At 49.6% G+C, this 21,244-nt stretch carries 16 protein-coding genes; 11 read left to right on the forward strand and 5 right to left on the reverse strand.

All coding sequences use genetic code 11. The features are described 5' to 3' along the window. The first annotated feature begins 39 nt into the window (after window positions 1-39). The 4 genes from EJL91_RS12880 (at window position 40) to EJL91_RS12895 (ending at window position 5,451) form a co-directional block, all read left to right on the forward strand. On the forward strand, window positions 40-1,425 hold the full coding sequence (locus tag EJL91_RS12880; RefSeq protein WP_125142378.1) for a DEAD/DEAH box helicase: 1,386 nt from the start codon (window positions 40-42) through the stop codon (window positions 1,423-1,425). A gap of 17 nt (window positions 1,426-1,442) precedes the next feature. Next, window positions 1,443-3,197, forward strand: a complete 1,755-nt coding sequence (locus EJL91_RS12885; RefSeq protein ID WP_125142379.1) for an ATP-binding cassette domain-containing protein — start codon at window positions 1,443-1,445, stop codon at window positions 3,195-3,197. Window positions 3,198-3,263: 66 nt separating this feature from the next. After that, window positions 3,264-3,539: a DUF255 domain-containing protein gene (locus EJL91_RS25135; RefSeq protein ID WP_279230044.1), complete on the forward strand. Its 276-nt coding sequence runs from the start codon at window positions 3,264-3,266 to the stop codon at window positions 3,537-3,539. Between the two features lie 37 nt (window positions 3,540-3,576). After that, window positions 3,577-5,451, forward strand: coding sequence for a thioredoxin domain-containing protein (locus EJL91_RS12895; protein WP_125142380.1), 1,875 nt, complete (start codon window positions 3,577-3,579; stop codon window positions 5,449-5,451). A gap of 35 nt (window positions 5,452-5,486) precedes the next feature. Here EJL91_RS12895 and EJL91_RS12900 read toward each other — a convergent pair whose 3' ends face one another. After that, complete coding sequence (locus EJL91_RS12900) at window positions 5,487-6,476, reverse strand: linear amide C-N hydrolase (RefSeq protein ID WP_125142381.1); 990 nt, start codon at window positions 6,474-6,476, stop codon at window positions 5,487-5,489. Between the two features lie 251 nt (window positions 6,477-6,727). Between EJL91_RS12900 and EJL91_RS12905 the strand changes: the two genes are divergently transcribed. Then, window positions 6,728-8,188: a DEAD/DEAH box helicase gene (locus EJL91_RS12905; protein ID WP_125142382.1), complete on the forward strand. Its 1,461-nt coding sequence runs from the start codon at window positions 6,728-6,730 to the stop codon at window positions 8,186-8,188. A 55-nt stretch (window positions 8,189-8,243) separates the two neighbouring features. On the opposite strand, the gene EJL91_RS12910 is transcribed toward EJL91_RS12905, so the two are convergent. From EJL91_RS12910 to EJL91_RS12920, 3 genes are all read right to left on the reverse strand, one after another. Next, window positions 8,244-10,952, reverse strand: coding sequence for an EAL domain-containing protein (locus EJL91_RS12910; RefSeq protein WP_125142383.1), 2,709 nt, complete (start codon window positions 10,950-10,952; stop codon window positions 8,244-8,246). Window positions 10,953-11,207: 255 nt separating this feature from the next. Next, entirely contained in the window at window positions 11,208-11,921 is a 714-nt protein-coding gene (locus tag EJL91_RS12915; protein ID WP_125142384.1) for a response regulator transcription factor, read from the reverse strand. Continuing rightward, the gene (locus tag EJL91_RS12920) at window positions 11,918-13,441 is read right to left on the reverse strand and encodes a histidine kinase (protein ID WP_125142385.1); all 1,524 of its coding nucleotides are present in this window, start codon (window positions 13,439-13,441) and stop codon (window positions 11,918-11,920) included. Before EJL91_RS12920 ends, EJL91_RS12915 begins: the two co-directional genes overlap by 4 nt. 304 nt (window positions 13,442-13,745) lie before the next feature. Here EJL91_RS12920 and EJL91_RS12925 point away from each other — a divergent pair, with 304 nt between their 5' ends. The 3 genes from EJL91_RS12925 to EJL91_RS12935 all read left to right on the forward strand — a co-directional run bounded on the left by EJL91_RS12925 (window position 13,746) and on the right by EJL91_RS12935 (window position 17,195). Further along, window positions 13,746-15,014 (forward strand): serine hydroxymethyltransferase, encoded by a 1,269-nt coding sequence (locus tag EJL91_RS12925; RefSeq protein WP_423243445.1) that lies wholly within the window; start codon window positions 13,746-13,748, stop codon window positions 15,012-15,014. 96 nt (window positions 15,015-15,110) lie between these two features. Continuing rightward, on the forward strand, window positions 15,111-16,328 hold the full coding sequence (locus tag EJL91_RS12930; protein WP_164516840.1) for a dicarboxylate/amino acid:cation symporter: 1,218 nt from the start codon (window positions 15,111-15,113) through the stop codon (window positions 16,326-16,328). A gap of 12 nt (window positions 16,329-16,340) precedes the next feature. Further along, window positions 16,341-17,195 (forward strand): bifunctional 5,10-methylenetetrahydrofolate dehydrogenase/5,10-methenyltetrahydrofolate cyclohydrolase, encoded by an 855-nt coding sequence (locus tag EJL91_RS12935; protein WP_125142388.1) that lies wholly within the window; start codon window positions 16,341-16,343, stop codon window positions 17,193-17,195. A gap of 90 nt (window positions 17,196-17,285) precedes the next feature. On the opposite strand, the gene EJL91_RS12940 is transcribed toward EJL91_RS12935, so the two are convergent. Then, entirely contained in the window at window positions 17,286-18,623 is a 1,338-nt protein-coding gene (locus EJL91_RS12940; RefSeq protein ID WP_125142389.1) for an MATE family efflux transporter, read from the reverse strand. A gap of 170 nt (window positions 18,624-18,793) precedes the next feature. Here EJL91_RS12940 and EJL91_RS12945 point away from each other — a divergent pair, with 170 nt between their 5' ends. The 3 genes from EJL91_RS12945 (at window position 18,794) to EJL91_RS12955 (ending at window position 21,222) form a co-directional block, all read left to right on the forward strand. Further along, on the forward strand, window positions 18,794-19,429 hold the full coding sequence (locus EJL91_RS12945; RefSeq protein ID WP_125142390.1) for a TetR/AcrR family transcriptional regulator: 636 nt from the start codon (window positions 18,794-18,796) through the stop codon (window positions 19,427-19,429). Between the two features lie 73 nt (window positions 19,430-19,502). Beyond that, entirely contained in the window at window positions 19,503-19,994 is a 492-nt protein-coding gene (locus tag EJL91_RS12950) for an amidase domain-containing protein (RefSeq protein ID WP_125142391.1), read from the forward strand. A 400-nt stretch (window positions 19,995-20,394) separates the two neighbouring features. Beyond that, the gene (locus EJL91_RS12955) at window positions 20,395-21,222 is read left to right on the forward strand and encodes a hypothetical protein (RefSeq protein WP_125142392.1); all 828 of its coding nucleotides are present in this window, start codon (window positions 20,395-20,397) and stop codon (window positions 21,220-21,222) included. The last annotated feature ends 22 nt before the right edge of the window (window positions 21,223-21,244 follow it).

Below are 21,244 nucleotides of genomic sequence, written 5' to 3' on the forward strand. Positions count from 1 at the left end.
ATTATACCTGCGCAGTCAAAAAAGTTAATAGGAGAGAATATGCAATTTAAAGAGCTGAATATCATGCCTGAAATCATAAAGGCACTGGAAAAAGAGAACTATGAAATTCCCACACCAATACAGGAAGAGGCCATTCCGGTTGTACTGGACGGCAGGGACTTGCTTGGATGCGCGCAGACAGGCACTGGAAAAACGGCGGCGTTTGCTATTCCAACGCTTCAAATACTCAGCAGGGAAACTGTGCCCAGGTGGGAGAAACGAAATATCCGGGCTCTGGTCGTAACGCCCACAAGAGAGCTTGCTATACAAATATTTGAGAGCTTCAATACTTACGGAGAGTTTTTGAATTTGAAAACCTGCGTAGTGTTTGGCGGTGTATCTCAAAAACCGCAGGAGACGAGTTTGCGGCAGGGAGTTGATATTCTGGTGGCGACGCCGGGAAGATTATTAGATTTAATGGATCAGAAGATCGTAAATATAGAGCACATTAAAATCCTTGTTCTGGACGAAGCCGACCGCATGCTGGACATGGGATTTATCCATGATATCAAAAAAATCATAGCCAAAACACCGACAGACAAGCAGACACTGTTTTTCTCGGCTACAATGCCGCCGGACATTGCGAAGCTGGCGGGGAAAATTCTGAAATCTCCGGTGAAGATAGAGGTGACTCCGGCGTCAACAACCGTGGATTTGATTGAGCAGTATCTGTATTATGTTGATAAGGGCAATAAAAAAGATTTACTTCTGCATATACTAAAGAATGAAAAGATCGATTCGACCCTGGTGTTTACACGAACCAAGCACGGGGCGGACCGTATTGTAAAACAACTGTCGAGAAGCAAGGTGGTAGCCCAGGCAATCCACGGCGATAAATCGCAGGGAGCGCGGCAGAAGGCATTAAACGATTTTAAAAATAAAAGGCTGCAGGTACTCATTGCAACCGACATTGCGGCGAGAGGCATTGATATTGATGAACTGTCCCATGTGATCAATTACGATCTGCCGGATGTGCCGGAGACCTACGTACACCGCATCGGCCGTACCGGCAGGGCAGGCCTCGGAGGCGTTGCAATTTCTTTCTGTGATTTTGACGAGAAGGAACAGCTTGCCGATATTGAAAAATTGATCGGAAAGAAGTTAACGGAAGTAAAGGAACATCCGTATCCGCTGGTCAATAATTTCCCGGCGGTAAAGGTGGCGCAGCCAAAAAGAGGAGCCAGGGGAGCATCCCAGGAACCGTCCTCAAAAGGTTCCCGGAAACCATCCGCAGCGGCTCCGGTATCAGGAGAACGGACGGCAAAGAAAAAACAGCGCACGGCGGAGGACAGGCCGCAGGACAGAATGCAGGACAAGCCGCAAAACAGGCCGCAAAGGAGCAGAAAACCGAAAGAAAAAAGGAACCAGAACCAACTTCAAAAATAACCCCACAGGAGGCAGCCATGATTAAGGTCCGGGATTTATCCTACTCATATCCGCAGAAGGATTTATATAAGAATGTTTCATTTACAATAGAGGATGATGTGCATTGCGCCTTAATCGGCACCAACGGCACGGGCAAAAGCACGCTGCTCGATTTACTGATGCATCGGGACGAGTATCTGTACGATGGAAAAATAGAATTCGGCAGCACGGACCGGATCGGATATGTCAGCCAATTTTCGCAGTTGGATCCCAAAGAAGATGTGACGGTATTTCAGTATATCAGTGAAGAGTTTGTAAAACATGAGCAAAAGATCATGGATTTTTGCAGGGAAATGGAAACGTCGGAAGATCTGGAAACAATTTTTCAGGAGTATCAGAAAGAACTGGACGAATGGAATGCAATTGACGGAGATTTCTACGAAAGCAATATTAAAAAGCAGTTAAAGCTTGCCGGCTTACAGAAGCTTAAAGAACAGAAAATAAACAGTCTGAGCGGCGGAGAATTTAAACTGATTCAGGTAATAAGGGAGATGATGCTGAGTCCCAAGTTCCTGATTATGGATGAGCCGGATGTATTTCTCGATTTTCAGCATCTGAATTCCCTGAGAAATCTGATTAATGCCCACAAGGGCACGCTTCTCGTCATCACGCATAACCGGTATCTGTTAAACCATTGTTTCAATAAGATACTCCATATGGAAAATATGGATATCCAGGAGTTTGACGGAAACTATACGGAATATAACTTTGAACTTCTCTCCACCAAAATTGCTTTGGAAGAGGCGGCGGCAGCCGATCAGGCGGAGATTGACCGCCAGAGTAAAATCCTGGCCAAATCCAGGGCCAGGGCGTCGGAATTTGACAATGCATCCCTTGGCAGAGCTGTCTATGCAAGACAAACCCTGGTGGACCGTTTAAAGGAAAGAAAAACAAAGGCACCTTTCGTGGATATTAAACAGCCTGAGATTCATTTTGAGACGGAAGGAGAAATAACGGACGAATACATTCTGGAATTGACGGACTACAGCGTCTCGTTCGAAGAGCAGCTTCTGGAACATGTGGATTTTCAAATGAAGCCCGGAGAGCATGTGGCAATTGTAGGCGGCAATGGAACCGGCAAAACCACACTGCTCTGCGAAATCTTTGAAAACAGGAAAGAATCCGTCAGGATAAGTGAAGAGGCGGAAACCGCTATGTTTTCACAGGTTACAGGCTCAGGGGATGACGATTCAAAAACACTGCTGGAAATTATGGCTGAAAAGGGGTTCGAAGCCCTAAACGACGCCTTGGAGTATCTGAAAAAATTTGGTTTCGAAGGCGATACGGTCCATCAGAAAATGAGTGGGTTATCGGGTGGTGAAAAAGATCTGTTTCAGCTGGCGGCGCTCTCATTAGGCAAAGCGAATCTTCTGCTGATGGACGAGCCGACGGGACACCTCGATATCTACGCCCAGATTGCATTAGAACAGGCAATTGCGGAATATAAAGGCGCGGTCCTCATGGTCTCCCATGATTATTATACGGTCGCAAATTGTGTGGATTACGTGCTCTTAGTGGAGAACAATACCCTGCGCAGGATGAGCAGCCGCAGATTCCGGCAGATGGTTTACGCCAATTACTTTGACAAAGATTACCTGCTGATGGAGCAAAAGAAGAAAGAGCTGGAAACCAGGATTCAGCAGCTGCTTCGGGCAAATGAGTTTGAAAAAGCCAAGGATTTGATGGAGCCCCTGGAAGAATGCATCAAAAAAATGAAACCGTTAATGGCGTAACATGGAGAGACCCTGCGGAACACATCCTGGGAGAACAGAAACGGTAACGGTCCGGTATAATTTACAATGAAAAGGGAGAACATAACAAGGAAAAGTAACTCCCATTTATCCAAAGAGGATATATTTGCACCCACAAATATATCCTCTTTTTTCAAAGAAAAGAAAGGAGGTGGTTCCGTGGACAATATGAACAATACACCCAATAGATTAATTCATGAAAAATCCCCGTATCTTCTGCAGCACGCATATAATCCGGTGCAGTGGTATCCGTGGGGAGAAGAAGCATTTGAAAAAGCAAAGAATGAAAACAAGCCTGTTTTCCTATCTATTGGGTATAGCTGACGCGTCTGACTAAAGCACTTGTCATTGGTGTCATGTGATGGAAAGGGAATCATTTGAAAACCCTGTGATCGCGGAGCTGTTAAACCGGGATTATATCTGCGTTAAAGTAGACAGGGAGGAGCGGCCGGATGTGGATGCGGTCTATATGTCGGTCTGCCAGGCCATGAACGGACAGGGCGGCTGGCCGCTGACGGTTATTATGACGCCGGAGTGCAGGCCGTTTTTCTCGGGAACGTATTTTCCGCCCAGGGCGCGTTACGGCCGGATGGGGCTGGAAGAACTGCTGACTGCGGTGGCGGTTCGGTGGAAGGAAAACAGAGAGGAACTGTCGGGCAGCGCGGAGCGGATAGAAGCTTATTTAAAAGAACAGGAGCAGATCACAAGGGCGGGTGAACCGGGAATGGTTGTGGTTCATCGGGCCTTCCGGCAGTTTGCACGCAGCTTTGATGCAAAGAACGGCGGATTTGGCGGGGCGCCGAAGTTTCCGACACCCCATAACCTGATGTTCCTGATGGAGTACGGCGTGAGGGAAAAGAACCGGGATGCGCTTGCCATGGCCGAACACACTCTGGCCCAGATGTACCGGGGCGGGATTTTTGATCACATTGGAGGTGGATTCTCCAGATATTCCACCGATGAAAAATGGATGGTCCCGCATTTTGAAAAAATGCTCTATGACAACGCGCTCCTTGTTATGGCTTACGCGGAGGCGTTTGCTATGACCGGACGGAAGATGTACGGATTCGTGGTGAAAAAAATACTCGGGTATGTGGAACGGGAACTGACGGATGAACAGGGCGGATTCTACTGTGGCCAGGATGCGGACAGCGACGGGATAGAAGGAAAGTACTATGTATTCACCAGGGAAGAAATAAAGAAAGTTTTAGGGAAAAAGGACGGAGATTCATTCTGCATCCGCTATGGAATCACCAGGGATGGAAACTTTGAAGGAAAAAGCATTCCCAATCTGCTGGAGAATGAAAAATATGAACTGAGCGGTGAAACGGAGGACGGTAAAAAGCTGTATGAATACCGCATCGGCCGGACAAGTCTTCACAAGGACGATAAAATCCTCGTTTCCTGGAACGGTTTGATGATCTGCGCCTGTGCGAAAGCCGGAGCCGTGCTGGGTGAAAAGCGGTATGTGGAGATGGCTGTCCGGGCCGAGACATTTATCCTCAAACATCTTGTGAGAGACGGGCGCCTGCTGGTGCGCTACCGCGACGGAGACGCCGCGGGGGAGGGAAAGCTGGATGACTATGCCTTCTTTATCCTCGGGCTGGTGGAACTTTACAAAGTAACGTTCCGGACGGAATACCTGAGCCGGGCGGCTGCCTGGGCAAAGACGATGCTGGAACAGTTTTTCGATTGGGAAAACGGAGGGTTCTATCTGTATGCGAAAGACGGAGAGAAGCTGATTGTGAGGACAAAAGAGACCTATGACGGCGCGATTCCGTCGGGAAACTCAGTGGCCGCCGGGGTGCTGCAGCAGCTCGCACAAATCACCGGTGAGACCAACTGGCAGGAGGCGCTTAATAAACAGCTTCGGTTTCTGGCGGGAGCCATGGAAGAGTATCCTTCGGGAAACAGTTTCGCACTGCTGACCATGATGAATGTACTTTATCCGGCCAGGGAACTGATATGTACGCTATCCAACAGACTGGATTCTGAAAACAAAGAAAAACTGTCTGCGCAGCTTGTCTGTCTGACCGAAACATCACCGGGACTGTCTGTCGTGGTTAAAACAGAGGAAAATGAAAGGGAGCTTAAAAGATTGGCTCCCTATACCGGTGATTATCCGTTGCCTGAGGACGGAGCCCGGTTCTATCTCTGCGCAGGCAGTAAATGTATGCCGCCCGTTTCAGAGCTTTCCGAACTCCTGGCGGAACTGGAGGGCGGAAGAACTGTTTGAAGCGCCGGGGGGATATCCGCGTGACGGAATAGATTTCACATGCGGGTAAAGACGGTTGGCCGGTTCAATTTACCCAAAGACATCAGAGCGGAATTTTGTGCGTAATCCTGAAGCCTGGCAGTGGTAATCCCGGATTCATCATAGGTTTTAAAATAGTATTCGGCCGTGGACAGGCTCATGAAAGCCGTATATTGAGTGTAATCTGTTGTCTGCCGGTTGGTCACGACGATTCCCTTTGGAATACTCACACCCGCCATGACGTGAAAACCGGAGATAACCGCCTCCCTGTCGTTTGCAGGCATGGGAATATGGCTTTTCTGATAAGCGGTTTTGACAAAACGGCCTGGTGGAGTGTAGTCTCCGGGCAGGCCGGTTGTACCGGCGCCCTGTCCGAAGGGGGTAAGTTTCACGGAATTCCATTTTGCTTCAGGTCTTTGAAATGGCTGTATATTCATATAATTGCGCAGGTTGGTCATATGCCAGGAAAAATCCGGACTGTTCGACAGAATTCCCAGAGGATTATTCCACAGGTAAAGGCCGCCTGCCGTTTTTTCTATTACGGCGCATCTGCCGCTCTGCTCGGCAACAATCCAGTGAAGAGGGGCAACGGATTGTGTTATGCTGTCCTTTGTACCAACAATACGGAGATTATCAAGAAGGCCGGCCGCCTGGTCCACGGATGAACAGTTCCCTAAAAGATAACCCAGAAGTTCATTGGCCGCGATCGATACGGCGGATGTATCGCGCGAATCATCCTCATCATATTGGGCATATCCGGGAAAGTAGAGGGCTGCGGCTGCAAATCCTTTTTCGTTTACCCCGTCCGCAAATGCAACATGAGAAATGTTCTGTCCAATGCCGATAAAACTGAAGCGGTTTTGGAATGATTGGTTACTCAGGATGCTGTTCCACTGATAGCCTGCGGGCACGACATATAACTCGGGATCAAGGGGATAGGAAAAATCCATGGTACGGCCCAGAAAAGTGTTATCCTGTAGGGTTTGTAATGTCATTGCTGTGCACATAAAAAGTCCTCCTGCGTGTCTGAATCTATTTATGTGTATTCCCGGATTTAAAAACTATGCGTGCAATTTATCACATTAATGCAGTTGCAATGCACAGATTTTGTCACAAGCGATTTTGGGAGGGCAGCCAAACAGGGCATCGTCAAATTTTAATATCTGTGATATAATCACTGGACAGGCCGTTGTGAACAGCCGGGATGCAGAGGGACTTTGCAGTTCTCTGCATTTATTTTTTCATAAGGAAGAGGCAGATGAATAAACAGGAAAATAGTCATTTTAATAATTACGAACTGTCTGATACAATTCTCAGCGCATTAAAAGTGCTGGGGTACCAGACACCGACGGAGATACAGAAGTCGGTCATACCGATTATGTTATCGGGCGCCAATGTATTAGCAAAGGCTCCCACCGGGAGCGGGAAAACGGCGGCATTTGCAATACCGGTTTGTGAGAATGCAGTCTGGGAGGAGAATCTCCCGCAGGTTTTAATTCTTGAACCCACCAGGGAACTGTCGGAACAGGTGCGGGATGAAGTTTTTTTTATCGGCAGGCTGAAGCGGTTAAAGGTTGCCGCCGTATACGGCGGTTTTCCTATTGATAAGCAGATTCAGACCTTGAAACAGAAGTCCCATATCATAGTGGGAACGCCGGGGCGTGTCATGGATCATATCCGCCGCGAAACTTTAAAGCTGAGCCGGGTGGAATGGGTTGTCATCGACGAGGCGGATTTAATGCTGGATATGGGGTTTGCCGACGAGGTAAAAGATATTCTGGCGGAAGTCCCGGAAAATGCGGGGATTTCTCTTTTTTCCGCCACACTGAAGCCGGAAATCTGCCGGTTGACGGAAGGATTCATGCAGGAAGCCGTCACCGTGACTTGTGATGCACAGCAGGAAGAGGAACCCGCCATTGCCCAGAAGCTGTATGAAACGGAACCGGACGGCAAATACGATACCTTCATCAGAGCGCTGAAGCTGGAGAATCCGGAGAGCGCTATCATCTTTTGCGGAACAAGGGAGATGGTGAATGTCCTGTTTCAAAAATTGAGGCGGAACCGGATTTTCTGCGGAATGCTGCACGGGGATATGGAGCAGAAGGAACGTTTGAAAACCGTCAATGCGTTTCGGAGAGGCGGTTTCCGCTTTTTGATTGCGACCGATGTAGCAGCCAGGGGGATTGATTTCAAGGACATTACCCACGTATTCAATTATGATTTTCCAACCGGAAGGGAAACCTATGTCCATCGGATCGGACGTACCGGCAGAAACGGAAAAACAGGGACGGCGGTAAGTCTGGTATGTGAAGAGGATCGCCGGATGCTCAAGATGGTGGAAGAGTTCACCGGCCAAACCCTTGAGATCGCAGCATGTCCGGAAGTGGAACAGGCGGACGAGAAAAAATTCTGGGCAAGCCAGAGGGCCAAAACGGAATTAAAAACGCAGAGCGGAAGCGGATTTACCAAAGAAATCATGAGACTGTCCATCGGCGGAGGCAGGAAATCGAAAATCAGGGCTAACGATATAGTCGCCACAATCTGCACTATTGAGGGTGTGGAAGTGACGGACATCGGAATCATCGATATCAGGGACAGCCTCAGCTATGTGGAAATCTTAAACCGGAAAGGCGCTCTTGTTCTGGAAGCTTTGCAGAACAAAACCTTAAAAGGAAAGGTGAGAAAGGTGAAAAGCGTCAGGGCTCCGGGGATGCTTTAACGCAGAAGACAACAAGTTCACTTTACATTTTCACTGGATGAAAATGTAAAGTGCGTTATTTTTCGTATAAAAACAATTTCTCATATTCCTCAACGGAAACAGGTTTGCTGAATAAATATCCCTGAACCAAATCAATGCCGCAGGAACAAAGTACGGAAAACTGTTCCTCCGTCTCTACGCCTTCAGCTATCAGGCAGACATTAAGATTATGGCAGACCTCAGAGATGGATTTGACAATAGCCAGGTTTCTCGGGTTATCCGCGATATGGTCGATGATACTCTTATCTAACTTAAGGACATCGAATTCCACCTCGGACAGAAGGACCACATTTGCACACTCCGTACCGAAATCGTCGAGGGCAACGGTAAAGCCCGCTTTCTGCAGCCGTGAACTCAGTTCTTTCACATCAAGGCCGTTGTTGTTCTGTATTTTCTCTGTGACTTCGATTTCCAGATACTCCGGTGAGATACCGCAGGAGACGCAGATATCCGTAAGCTGCTCGATAAAACCGGGCATTTTCAGGGAACAGACCGAAAAATTCACGGAAATAGGGAATAAACGCCGGCCGCTTTTTTTCCAGGAGCTCAGTTTGGAACAGACAAAGCGGAAAACATAAAAATCAATCAGGTTGATAATTTCAAATTCTTCCAGGAGCGGAATAAAATCTCCCGGCTCAACCAGCTTGCCCGGTATCGGAACGTAACGGACAAGCGCTTCCGCTCCTTCGGCCAAACGGCTGGAGGCCGAAATTTTAGGCTGCAGGTGGACAACAAAATGATTCTGTCCGATCTCTTCTTGCAGCGTAGAGGAGCTGGAGAGGTGAGAGAGGAGCTCATCATTATAATGGCGGTAGCGGCGTGATGCGGGATTTTTTCGGTAATATGCCTTTTTATCCTCATACATTCTGGCATCGGCAATTGCAATCTCGCGGCCGATATCGTCAATGCATTCGAGCCACTGGGAACCTATGGCAGCCTGACAGTCGGAATCCAGATCAAAACGGGCTTTCAGTTCATGCACCAGATTATGGAACTGTTCCTGCTTCATATCGGGACAGATAATGACAAATTCATCGCCGCCTATGCGGTAAAAATTTCCACAGGTAAATATGGATTTCATCCGCCTGGCGCACTCTACTAAAACCTTATCTCCAAATTCGTGACCGTAGCGGTCGTTGATATCTTTTAATCCGTTAACGTCCAGATAGACGATTCCTACGGGTTTGTCCGTGTGGGTCAGAGCCGTCGTGTCTTCTATATACTTGTTTCTGTTATAGAAATCCGTTAGTTTGTCGAAATAGCTTAAATGCTTCAGTAATTTCTGGCTGTCCGAGTGGCTTTTTGCAAGCAGAAGGAAATAGCACAGTGTCTGAAGGAGAGGGGCAATATTCTGAATCCGGTCGGTCGGCGGATTATCTACGCCGAAATAGCCGATCAATGTCCCTTCATGCTCCAGCGGGGCGACGACAAGGCTTGTGATCATCTGTGAATGAAGAATTTCATATTCTTTTGGGGCCGTCTTTTGAATCTGCTCCAAATCCTCGATAATAATACATTTTTTTTGGTTAAAATAAGGGATCCACCGCACAATCAACTCAACGGGAGTTTCCTGCAGAAATTCTTTCTGGGGTGCAATACCGTCTGCACACCATTCATAATCGTTATACATTCTGCCGTCCCGGATATATACGATATAAGTACGGGCGGCGGAGAGAAAACTTCCCAGATACTGAAGCACCTGGGAAATGGCCGCATCAATATCATCGGGCTGGTAAAGCATGCGCACGCATTCTGTGATCATTTTGTCGGCTTCCAGGTTGGATTTGAGCTGTATCTTTTCTTTTTCCGATTCGGTGGTGTCAAAAGCGAGTTCCATCCGGGCAATCCGCCCTTCCCACTCAATCAGGCTGTCTTTCAGGATATAATGGCGTTTGGTCAGCGGGTTCGTGAATTCCCATGTATAGATTTCCCCTTCTTTCAGCAGGGGAGTGGTGCAGAAATCACAGGGAGCGTCATTACCCTGAAGCGCCTTATAGCATTTCTGACCCTCCATGGTGTCTATGTGAAAGGATTCACGGCCGGCTTTGTTCAGAAACAGCAGTTCATGGTTTTCAATATCGGTAATATAGATTAGTTCGGAGATATCGTTGATCGGTCCGAGGAGGCTGTCGGTCATACGTGACAGACGTTCTTCTTTTCTGCGGTTTTCCTGCTCTGCTTCAAGGAGGGCTTTTCTTCGTTTTGCCTGGCTGGAGCTGAACAGGTAGAAAAGGAAAATCATTAAAATAAAGGAACAGTTTAAGATAAGCAGACTTTTTTCTGCCAGGTATTCCTTCTTTTCGGAGAACTGCTCTGCGGCAAGAACCGCCTGATCAGCCAGGTCAAAATAAGATTCACTGTCTTCAAAAAGCTGTTCCGTGCTTCCTCCGGCCCTGACGTCTTTAATTTCCTCTTTCATCTTCTGCCAGTCGGACTGCATCCGGAGAATGAGGGACTGGAAATCACTGCTGTCCATGCGGATTAGTCCGTATTCGCCTTTGCCGCTCTGAAGCTCGGACAGTATACTGTCCAGCTTCTTAATCAGGGCGTCATTCGGTTTATGGTTCAGCTCTTCTTTGATCAGACGCTGGGTGGCGCCGCGCACGATTCCCGCATAGTTGATTACCTTTGCATTACCCTGGAGGTTATGCAGGCAGAAAAGTGAAAAAAGGCTTGAAAGTATGAGGGCGAACGTTATAATAACAGGAAAAATTTTCTTTTGCATAAATGCCTCCGGGCGGCTTTTTATTATGTAGAATCCATGATGTCCGTTTTGTATTTAAAAGTCCATTTTCTCAAAAATATAGACGCTTGCTATATAGCTTTTATTTATAAGCGTACCATACTTATCCACAGTATGCAAGGTTCGGCGGCTAAAAGAATTGCACCGGGAATTTCCCCGTTACTGTTCACTCGGGATGTATTCCGCGAAGCGTGTTATTGTTCACTGCGCAATGCGGTGTGAACGGTAATTCCCACGTTAAGACGGTGGAATGGCGGGTTCATGCCCTCCCTGGTGCTCTTTCGGCGTCATGCCGGTCTGCTTCTTGAAGGTGCGGTAAAAGTAGTTTAAATTGCTGTATCCCACCATATCTGCGGCTTCCTTGACCGAACAGCCGTTGTGCAGAAGTTCCGTCGCCTTATTGATCCGGACGGAATTATAGTAGGTGGTGAAGCTGGTGTTCAGATAATGCTTGAATAATCTTGCCACGTTGCTTTCGCTGGTTGAAATAGCCGCAGCGCAGTCCCCCAGATGCAGCTCTTCCATATAATGCAGATCAATGTATTCCATAAGCTGGTTAAACAGAGGATTGTCGGAATAACGGTATCCCAGAACGCGCTGCATGGTCTCACAGAACTGTTCATAGAGTATCGGTTTCAGCAGAAAATCACGGGCTTTAAGCCGCAGCGCCTGCTGGGCGTAGGTAAAGGAATTATACGCCGTAATGATGATAAAAGCCACATCCCCCAAGGGCTCATGGCCGAGCTTCTCCATGACCTGGAGCCCATTTAAGCCGGGCATTTCAATGTCCAGGAATACAATGTCTGGGCGCAGCCGTTTGACCGCCTCCACGGTTTCATCGCCCCGGGTTGTCTCACCGACCACTTCCAGAGGAAGCTTATGTTTTTCTATAAAATAGCGGATGATATCGCTGGAGGCTCTTTCGTCGTCGGCCAGAAGAACCTTTTTCATGTTGCGTTCCCCCTTCTCCATGGAATCTTGATGGTCACGGTGGTTCCGTCGCCGCCGGAGCTGATTTCATAGCGGTATTTCTCACCGTACAGGGCATCCAGTTTCCGCGCAACCATTGCCGTTCCGTGGGAGGAGTCGCCGTTGCGCGTGATGGCCTTGAGGGCGAGAAGTTCTTCGGGTTCCATCCCTCTGCCGTTGTCTTTGATGCTTACGGTGAGAAAGTCCTCCGCCCCGTGGATGGAGACGGAGATTGCCATCAAATCCCCGGATGCGGCGAAGGCATGCTTAAAGCAGTTCTCCACAATCGGCTGGAGGAAGTTAAACGGAACCTCTTCATGCAGAAGCTGTTCGTCAATATCGTACTGAAGCTTCAGCCGTTTTCCGAAACGCATCTGCTGCAGCCCCGTATAATTCTTCAGGTAATTCACTTCCTCGCGAAGCGGGACAAAATAGCTGTCGCCGCGCAGCGTATATTGGAGCATCAGGGCCAGGCTGCTGATGGCCTGGTAGGTCTGTTCCGCGTTCTCACGGATGGCCGTGCCCATCATCATATTCAATGTGTTAAATAAGAAATGCTGGTTAATCTGTAAGTTGATGGCCTTTGTCTGGCTGGTCTGAAGCGAGGACTGCAGAAGCTGTTCCTGCTTCGTCTGGTCGGACAGGGCTTTTTTGCTGTCCTCCAGGGCCGCTTCCATCTGGGTAAAATGATAGTAATTGCAGATGATGTTTGAAAGTTTCTCCATAATCTGCAGGATGCCCGCCACGGTGCTGCTGGGGACATTATAGGGGAGCTTTCCCGGAAAATCCGTCACGGCGGGATCCATCGTCCTGACGTGGCCGGCCTTGATCGCCCCCAGGTAATCTTCGCCGGACACGATGGGAAGAATATAGAGGGATAGGCCGTACTGGCAGATAAAGGCCGAGGGCCTCGAATTGCAGGATGCGGGATAAGATTCCTTCTGACGGTAGAGGGGACAGTTCATCGGATCCTCCACGATGTCACAGCACGTCTTACAGAAGGCGGGATATTCCGCATTCTGATAGACCGCCGTTCCGTCACAGTCGTAGATAGACAGCGGCATTTTCAGCGGGTGCAGCATCTGGCCGGAGATTTCGGAGATGGTCTGTCTGAGAAAATGCCGCCTGTCAATTTCCCGGGGAGCGGCGGGGACTTCGGTTTCCTGCCCCTGCCAGGCCGGTCCGTCACTCAGCGCGGCGGGAATGGAGATCAGCAGTTTGACAATCTCTTCATCTCCGTCGTTGACCGCCTCATGGGACATGCCGGGGGAAATATGATAGAGCTTTCCGGGAGCCAGAGGGAGTTCTTCATCCCCGACTTTCTGGTGTCCGTAACCCTTCAGGACGTACATAAGCTGTTCATCCCCGATATGAATATGGCGGGGCTGCTCCCCGCCGGACCGTATGGTGCTGATTCCAACCTTCATTTTATCGTTTGATCCCGGGGCGGGTTCAAAGACCCAGTCGATATTTCCCCAGTCCAGTTCCTGTATATTTCCCATTGCATTCACCGCCTTTGCTCCATTATATCAGGAATCCCCTATGCCGTAAAGTTGACTTGAGAACCGTTATTTTATTAACGAATATAGGATATTATGTACAGGGAAAAGGAGAGGGAAACAGCCGGTTTTGTGATTATACACCATAAATGTAAAGAGAAAATGATAAAAAGTGTGATTTTGTTCAATAAAACAGCGGTTTAGTTCCTATAAAAAAACAGCCGGTTTATTATAATGGGATTATAGGAAAGTAACAGACAGGAACTTATAAATCGGGAATTTAAAAAATGGAGGAATGAAGATGTATCTGGATAACAGCTTTGAGAAAATTAAAAAATTTGACCCTGAAATGGCGGAACTGACCATGCAGGAGGAGGAGCGTCAGAAAAAAACACTCTGCCTGATCGCATCGGAAAACTATGCCTCACCTCTGGCGGCGGGCCTGGAAGGTTCCATCTGGGCCGACAAAAATGCCGAGGGTTACCCGGGCGGACGCTTCGTGGCAGGTTGTGAACTGGCCGACAGAGTGGAAAACCTGGCAAAGGAGCGTATTAAAAAACTGTTCGGCGCCGATCATGTAAACGTACAGTCCATGAGCGCTACGGTGGGGAATGTGGCGATTCTGCGCGCCCTGCTGAAACCGGGCGACACCGTACTTTCAATGGAACTGGATCAGGGCGGCCATTTAAGCCACGGCGCCAAATTCCATTATAGCGGGAAAATGTACCAGTCGGTATTTTACGGACTGAACAAGGAGACCGAGGAGATTGACATGGAGCAGGTGGAAAGGCTGGCCAAAGAGCATCAGCCGAAGCTGATCATCTGCGGAGCCTCCTCCTATCCGAAACAGATTGATTACAAGCGCTTTGGTGAGATTGCAAGGAGCGTCGGCGCTTATCTGATGGCCGATATTGCACATCCGGTCGGCCTGATTGCAGCGGGAATCATTCCTTCACCGATTCCTCACGCCGATGTAGTCAGCAGCTCCACCCATAAGACTTGGAGAGGCGCCAGAGGCTGCGGTATCATCATGTGCAAAGAAGAACTTGCCAAAAAGATTGACACCCAGGTATTCCCGGGACTGCAGGGAGCGCCCAAAATGGATATGATCGCAGCGCGCGCGGTGCAGGCGCTGGAGAGTATGACTCCTGTTTATAAGGCATACCAGCAGAAAGTATACGACAATGCCCAGGCGCTGGCGGATGAACTGTTAAAATGCGGTCTCCGGCTCGTTTCCGGCGGAACCAATACACACCTGATTCTCGTGGATGTCCGAAACTTAATCACATCCGGCAAAGAAGCCGAGGCGGTTCTGGAATCCGTAGGAATCGTAGTCAATAAAAATATGATACCTTATGATCCGCAGAGTCCCAAGGTGACAAGCGGCATTCGGATTGGCACACCGGCCCTGACAACCCGCGGCCTGGAAGAGGAAGAAATCCGTGAGGTTGGACGCCTCCTGGCGGATACTCTTAAAAACAGCGGCAATACGGAGGCTCTCGATAAGATCCGCACACGCGTGGCTGAGATTGCCGCGGAGCATCCTCTGTTTGATGAGGAAAAATGGCTTGCCTGATAAGTTCTTTACATACATACGTTCCGTCGCCCCGCCCGTTTAGGGAACCGGGGCGGCGGAACAGGATCCATGAGTGGACTGGGGAAGGGGATAAGAATGAAAGAAACGAAAAAAATGCCGATGTTTGCGAAAATCGCCATCGGTTTCGTCCTGGGAATTTTGTTTGGTGTTCTTTTGAGGGAAAGAGCAACCGTGTTTGAGCCGATTGGCGATCTTTTTATGCGTATGCTGAAGATGCTGATACTTCCTCTGGTTTTCAGTGCGATTATCAGCGGCCTGACCAGCATACCGGATATGAAAAAAATTTATAAAATGGGAATCAAGGCATTCATCCTGTTCGTAGTCATGACGGCGCTGGCGATTCTGACCGGTATTGTATTTGCAAATCTGCTAAAACCGGGAGTAGGCGCGGCGATCCAAATGCCGGTGACAGATACCGGGGATGCCACGGAGGTTTCCTTTATCTCGACGATTCTGAATATGTTCCCGACCAATGTGTTTGCATCATTTTCCGGTGACAACATGCTTCAGGTAATCGTTTTTGCATTCTTCTTCGGAATCTGTATCGTGATGTGTGGAGAAAAGGCGGAGCCGGTGAAGGTGTTCTTTGACAGAACCGCACAGGTTATGTATAAGATGACGGATATCGTCATTTCCTTTGCCCCGTTCGGCGTATTCGGCTTAATGTCCGGCATGATAGGAAAATACGGCCTTTCCACACTTCTTCCTCTGGGAAAATTTATTATTGTGCTGCATTTGGCGCTGATTGTATTTATATTTGTCATCCAGGCGGGCCTCGTGGCCATCGGCGTCAGGATGAACCCAATCAAATTCTACAAGGGTATCTTCGGGGCAATCAGCATGGCCCTGGCAACCGACAGTTCGGCCGCGGCCCTGCCGGTGGCAATCAAGGAGCTGCAGAATAATCTCGGGGTTTCCGAGGCGATTGCCAGCTTTATCATGTCGGTTGGAACGAATGTCAGCAAGAGCGGAAGCGCCCTGTATCAGGGTATGACGGTCATTTTCATCGCCCAGGTGGCGGGAGTGCAGCTTTCGATGGCGCAGCAGGTAACGGTTTTCGTCACGGCGCTGCTGGCTTCCCTGGGAACCGCCGGTGTTCCGAGCGCCAGCATTGTCATGTTGACAATGACACTGGGCAGTGTTAATCTTCCGTTAGAGGGCGTTGCATTGATGACGGGAATCGACCGTATTATCGGCGGTCAGAGAACACTTCCGAACGTAATCACCAATGCCGCCATATCGGCTATGCTGGATCGGCAGGAGAAAATAGAACAGGGACAGCAACCTGTGTAAGGAGGAGTTTAAATGGCTAAATTATTGACGGGAGCGCCCGTTGTGACAGCGCTGGGCGGGGAGCTTTCAAAGCGGGTGGAACGGCTTAAGGCGGCCGGGATTGTACCGACCCTCGCGATTGTCCGGATTGGGGAACGTCCGGCCGATCTGTCCTATGAGCGGGGCGCATCCAAACGGTGCGCCGCAATCGGGATTGAGGTAAAGCATATCTTTCTTAAACCGGATTACCGGCCGGAGGAGCTGATGGCCGTCGTACAGGAGATTAACGGGGATCCCGGAATTCACGGCTGTCTGATGTTCCGGCCTCTGGCACGGCGCGAGGACGAATTGGCCGTCTGCGCGGCCCTGAAACCGGAAAAGGACATGGACGGCATCACGGCCTGGTCCCAGGGAAACGTGCTTTCCGGCGAGGAGGGAGGTTTTGCACCGTGTACCGCCCAGGCTTGCCTGGAAATTCTGGACTATTACGGGTATTCTCTCAAGAGTTCACGCGTCACGGTCATCGGGGCCAGCATGGTGATTGGAAAACCGGTCGGCATTATGCTGTTAAACCGGTGCGCGACACTGACCATGTGCCATATCGACACCGTGGACACCGCTTCCCATTGCCGCGGGGCCGAGATCCTGATTTCAGCGGCGGGCTGTGCGGGGCTGGTAAGTAAAGATTATGTATCTCCGGGCCAGGTTGTGCTGGATGTGGGCATCAACACCAACCCGGAAGGGAAACTGTGCGGCGATGTGAGATTCGACGAGGTGGAGCCGATTGTGGAAGCCATCACACCGGTGCCGGGGGGCGTTGGAACGGTGACATCGACCGTATTAGCCAAACACGTGGTGGAGGCTGCGGAGAGAATGTGCCGAAAGTAAGTGGACAATCCAGATTGACGATTATTTGAGCGGGGCAGTGCGTCCATAGGGACGCGCTGCCCCGTTTGTCGAGCTCTTTCCCGTATCCGCCTACTGTTTCTTTAGTAAATCCAGTTCTTTCTTTATAAAAACAACGGTTACGGCAAAGGAGATCAAATCGGCGGCAGGGGTTGCCAGCCAGATTCCGGTCATGCCGGTAACTGCCGGAAAGAGAAGGGCAAAGGGAATCAGGAGGATGAGCTGGCGGAGGGAGCTCAGGATGACGGACTGTTTTGCCTTTCCGACGTACTGGAAGTAGTTTGCGCTTATCATCTGAAACCCGGCAAGGGGGAGTGTAAGGCTGAAAAGGCGCAGGCCGGGAACGGCCATAGCGGCCAGGGAGGGATCCCCGGTCCCTCCGAATGCCCCGACGATTGCACCGGCCGCAAGTTCGATGAGAAGAAACATAACGCCCGCAAAGGCGGTGGCATATGTAATGGAAAGCTTTAAGGTCTTTTCGACACGCAGGTAATTCCCGGCGCTGTAATTAAAACCGAAAATTGGCTGGATTCCCTGGCCGAGGCCGATTACCGGCATATAGACCGTCATCATCGTGTTGTACATAATTCCATAGGAAGCAACGCCGGCCGTTCCACCGTAGTATGCGGCGGTGTGGTTGAAGGTCAGGGAGACAAGGCTCAATGCGAACTGTACGATGGAGGCGGGAAGGCCGATGGACAGAATACTTCCTGAACCGGACGGCCTTATGCAGCTCAGCCGGAGATTTGCGGCGCATTTTCCGGAGAGGAGGAAGCGGAGCGCCATCATCATGCAGACGCCGTTGCCAATCACCGTTGACAGAGCGGCTCCGAAGACGCCCCAGTGAAAGACGAAGATAAAAACAGCGTCTAAAACCGTATTGGTCAATACGCTCATCAGGGAATTCAGGAAAGCCCTTCCTGCGTACCCCATCCCCTTTACGCAGTTGTTCATCGACTGCGCCATGATGAAGAAACAGGAACCGCTCAGAATAACGGAGATATATTCCACGGCGTATGGGAGGTTCTCCTCATTGGCCCCGTAGAGGCGGAGCAGGGGAGTCACGGTAAACAGCCCTGTGACGGTGATGGCCGCGGCAAACAGGAGGGAGAGAAAGAAGGCGTTTCCAATCACTTTTTCCGCTCCTGCTCTGTCGTCTTTTCCGAGCCTCAATGAGATGGAGGCCGATGCTCCGGCAGCAATCAGCAGTGAGAGAGCCTGGATAATGAGGACAATTCCAAATGAAACCGTTACGGCGGACAGGGCCGCGGTGCCAACGCTCTTTGCCACAAATACGCCGTCTATCGCCGCGTTTAACGCGTTTAGGAGCAGGGAAAGGATGGCCGGAGCCGATAACTCCCGGATTAATCCGGGAATCGCCCCGGTTTTGATTTTTTCTGACAGTTCCATGACAGATACCTCCTGATGTGATTTTATTAATATGAGTAATAACTCATGTTTATAAACGCGATTATATACTCATATTTTCTGTCTGTCAACAAAAATGTGAGTAATAACTCACTTTGATTCTTGACGTTTCAGGAAAGGGAGGATAGAATAAAGAGCAGGGAGGATGGACAATGGATACAGAAAAGACAATCAGACAGCCGAAACAGAAACGCAGTATGGAGATGAAGGAAAGAATCCTGAGTTCCGCCATGAGGCTGATCTGTGAAAAGGGATTTTTTCAGATGACGACCAATGAGATCGCAAAAGCGGCCGGAATTTCAATCGGCAGCCTGTACTCATATTTTTCAGATAAAGACACGATTCTGGCGGAGCTGCTTGAACGCCATCACAATCATTTTATGACGGTTTTCCAGACGCTGAATACGGAGATGAACAGGCGGCTGTATACGGAGAATCTGCAGGAATGGCTCCGGTGCCTGGTGAAAAAACTGATAGACCTGCACCTTTGTGTCAAAGATTTTAACAAGGCGTTGGAAGAGCTTTATTATGCAAAAAAGGATGTGGCCGCCGTGCTGGATCTGCACAGGGAAGAAATCAGGAAGGCCGTTCTCGAACTTCTGGGCCGAAACCAGGACAGGGTCAAGGCAGACGATTTGGAAGCGGCCTCCGTTGTGATTGTGGATTTCATCGATGCCCTTGTGGACCGCATCGTATTTAAAAGCACTCCGGTAAAGGAGGAAAGAATCCTGGATACCGGGGTTACGATGCTTTATGAGGCCTGCTTTTATCCCGCGGATGAGGAATAGTAAAGTTTCTGAGGATATCAAAGCCGTGTCCGCCATATGATTAAATAACAGGGAGCGGATCAGGTTGCAGGATATGCTGAAAGAAAAGGAATACCGCCGGGAGGCGGCTTTACAGTATGCCAAACAGTGGGCATTGGGAAGGAATCCGAGATATCTCGATTTTGAACATATGGGAGGAGACTGTACGAATTTTGCTTCGCAGTGCATTTATGCGGGGAGCGGAGTCATGAATTATACTCCGGTGAAGGGCTGGTATTACAACAGCGGCTATGACAGGACACCCAGTTGGACGGGGGTGCAGTACCTCTATAATTTCCTTGTGGGGAATAAGTCGGTGGGGCCTTATGCCGTGGTGACGGATGAGAAGGGGATACAGCCCGGAGACATCGTGCAGCTCGGCAACGGGAGCTGGTATTATCACAGCCCGGTGATTGTGGCCGTGGAGAACGGGCGTATTTTTCTGGCGGCACACAGTTATGATGCTTATATGCGGCCTCTGGATTCCTACCAGTATGAGCAGGCCAGATTTCTTCATATAAAGGGAGTCCGTGTTTGGGGGGCATAGAGAAAGCCGGGAGTGCCGGTACGGGGAAGGCAACGTCCTTTCCGTACCGGTACTTTACCGTTGAGTGGCAATGAAAAGTTCGCGAAGCGATGGCCCGGCGTCTGAATGTGCCAAAGCAGCAGGCGACAAAACTTGTGGATGCGCTTACTGCACATGAGTTTGTGGAACGTGTGCCCAGAGGAAAGACTGACGGAGCAGGAGCTTCAGAAACTGAATGAAGCCGCCGTGACCCTGGCACAGATTCTGCCGAAGCTGCGGCAGCCTGAATAATTCCCTCCAGTTTTTCCCAGTTCACTTGTGTTGAGAACCGGCATTTGCTATAATAAACTGATACCATTATGGACAATGTGCTTGGAAATGGGCAATTGGAATGAGCCGGGATGCGGGGGAAAACGAAATAATGAAGAAGGTATGTTTCATAATAATGTTTCTGTTGTTTATCACGGCAGGTTTCGGTTCAGGGGAGGCGACTGCTGCGCCGATCCGGAGTGCAGACACGTCCCACGACGCGGGGGTGGCACGGGAAGACCACGTGTTGGAGGAATATCTGGCGCCTCTGCTGACCGCCTTAAAAAACAGGGATAAAGAGGCAATGTGCAGTCTGTGGGTGGACATAACGGAGCCGGAAGAGAAAGAACAATTCTTTGAACTGTTTTTTGATATCTGGAACGGGAGAACATGGAATTCAGCCGAAAAACTGGAAGAGAAGAGGCGCCAGGCGGAAGGAGCCGCTCCGGGGGCGACCATATACAGTTATCTGGTGGACTGTGGGGATGAAAGTCCCAGGGTGGAATTGGCCGTCTCGGATGACAGCGGGAAAATCGACTGGATCCGCATAGTGGCTTCCCCAGTGGTAACCGGAACCCCGTCGACCTGGAGACAGTTCAATATGGCACAGTGGATTATGACAGTCATAGCGGCTTTAGAGGTTTTGTTTACAGTCTGGATGACCGTGCTCTGCGTGAAGAGAAAGCCGCGGCTCTGGGGGCTTTGGGTCATGTTTATCCTGTCCGTTTACTCGGGAATCATCTTTATGACAAAAGGAGATCTGATAATCTCATTTTTTATTTATACCTTTGCGTTCCCTAAAATACTGGACTATCAGAATCTGGGAATGAGGGTGTATCTGTCGCTGCCTCTCGGAGCAGCCGTTTACTATTTTAGTTATGGACGGAAGCAGCTGCGAAAAAGAAAAGACGAATCGGGAAAGATGAAAAAGGAAAGATGAAAAAGGAAAGACCTGGCGGAGA

The organism is Clostridium transplantifaecale, from assembly GCF_900626075.1.
GTDB classification, from domain to species: Bacteria; Bacillota; Clostridia; order Lachnospirales; family Lachnospiraceae; genus Otoolea; species Otoolea transplantifaecalis.

Bases quoted from the DNA above. Each gene is read 5' to 3' on its own strand.
- EJL91_RS12880 (WP_125142378.1), top strand. From the start codon at position 40: ATGCAATTTAAAGAGCTGAATATCATGCCTGAAATCATAAAGGCACTG.
- EJL91_RS12885 (WP_125142379.1), top strand. From the start codon at position 1,443: ATGATTAAGGTCCGGGATTTATCCTACTCATATCCGCAGAAGGATTTA.
- EJL91_RS25135 (WP_279230044.1), top strand. From the start codon at position 3,264: ATGAAAAGGGAGAACATAACAAGGAAAAGTAACTCCCATTTATCCAAA.
- EJL91_RS12895 (WP_125142380.1), top strand. From the start codon at position 3,577: ATGGAAAGGGAATCATTTGAAAACCCTGTGATCGCGGAGCTGTTAAAC.
- EJL91_RS12900 (WP_125142381.1), bottom strand. From the start codon at position 6,476: ATGTGCACAGCAATGACATTACAAACCCTACAGGATAACACTTTTCTG.
- EJL91_RS12905 (WP_125142382.1), top strand. From the start codon at position 6,728: ATGAATAAACAGGAAAATAGTCATTTTAATAATTACGAACTGTCTGAT.
- EJL91_RS12910 (WP_125142383.1), bottom strand. From the start codon at position 10,952: ATGCAAAAGAAAATTTTTCCTGTTATTATAACGTTCGCCCTCATACTT.
- EJL91_RS12915 (WP_125142384.1), bottom strand. From the start codon at position 11,921: ATGAAAAAGGTTCTTCTGGCCGACGACGAAAGAGCCTCCAGCGATATC.
- EJL91_RS12920 (WP_125142385.1), bottom strand. From the start codon at position 13,441: ATGGGAAATATACAGGAACTGGACTGGGGAAATATCGACTGGGTCTTT.
- EJL91_RS12930 (WP_164516840.1), top strand. From the start codon at position 15,111: ATGAAAGAAACGAAAAAAATGCCGATGTTTGCGAAAATCGCCATCGGT.
- EJL91_RS12935 (WP_125142388.1), top strand. From the start codon at position 16,341: ATGGCTAAATTATTGACGGGAGCGCCCGTTGTGACAGCGCTGGGCGGG.
- EJL91_RS12940 (WP_125142389.1), bottom strand. From the start codon at position 18,623: ATGGAACTGTCAGAAAAAATCAAAACCGGGGCGATTCCCGGATTAATC.
- EJL91_RS12945 (WP_125142390.1), top strand. From the start codon at position 18,794: ATGGATACAGAAAAGACAATCAGACAGCCGAAACAGAAACGCAGTATG.
- EJL91_RS12950 (WP_125142391.1), top strand. From the start codon at position 19,503: ATGCTGAAAGAAAAGGAATACCGCCGGGAGGCGGCTTTACAGTATGCC.
- EJL91_RS12955 (WP_125142392.1), top strand. From the start codon at position 20,395: ATGAAGAAGGTATGTTTCATAATAATGTTTCTGTTGTTTATCACGGCA.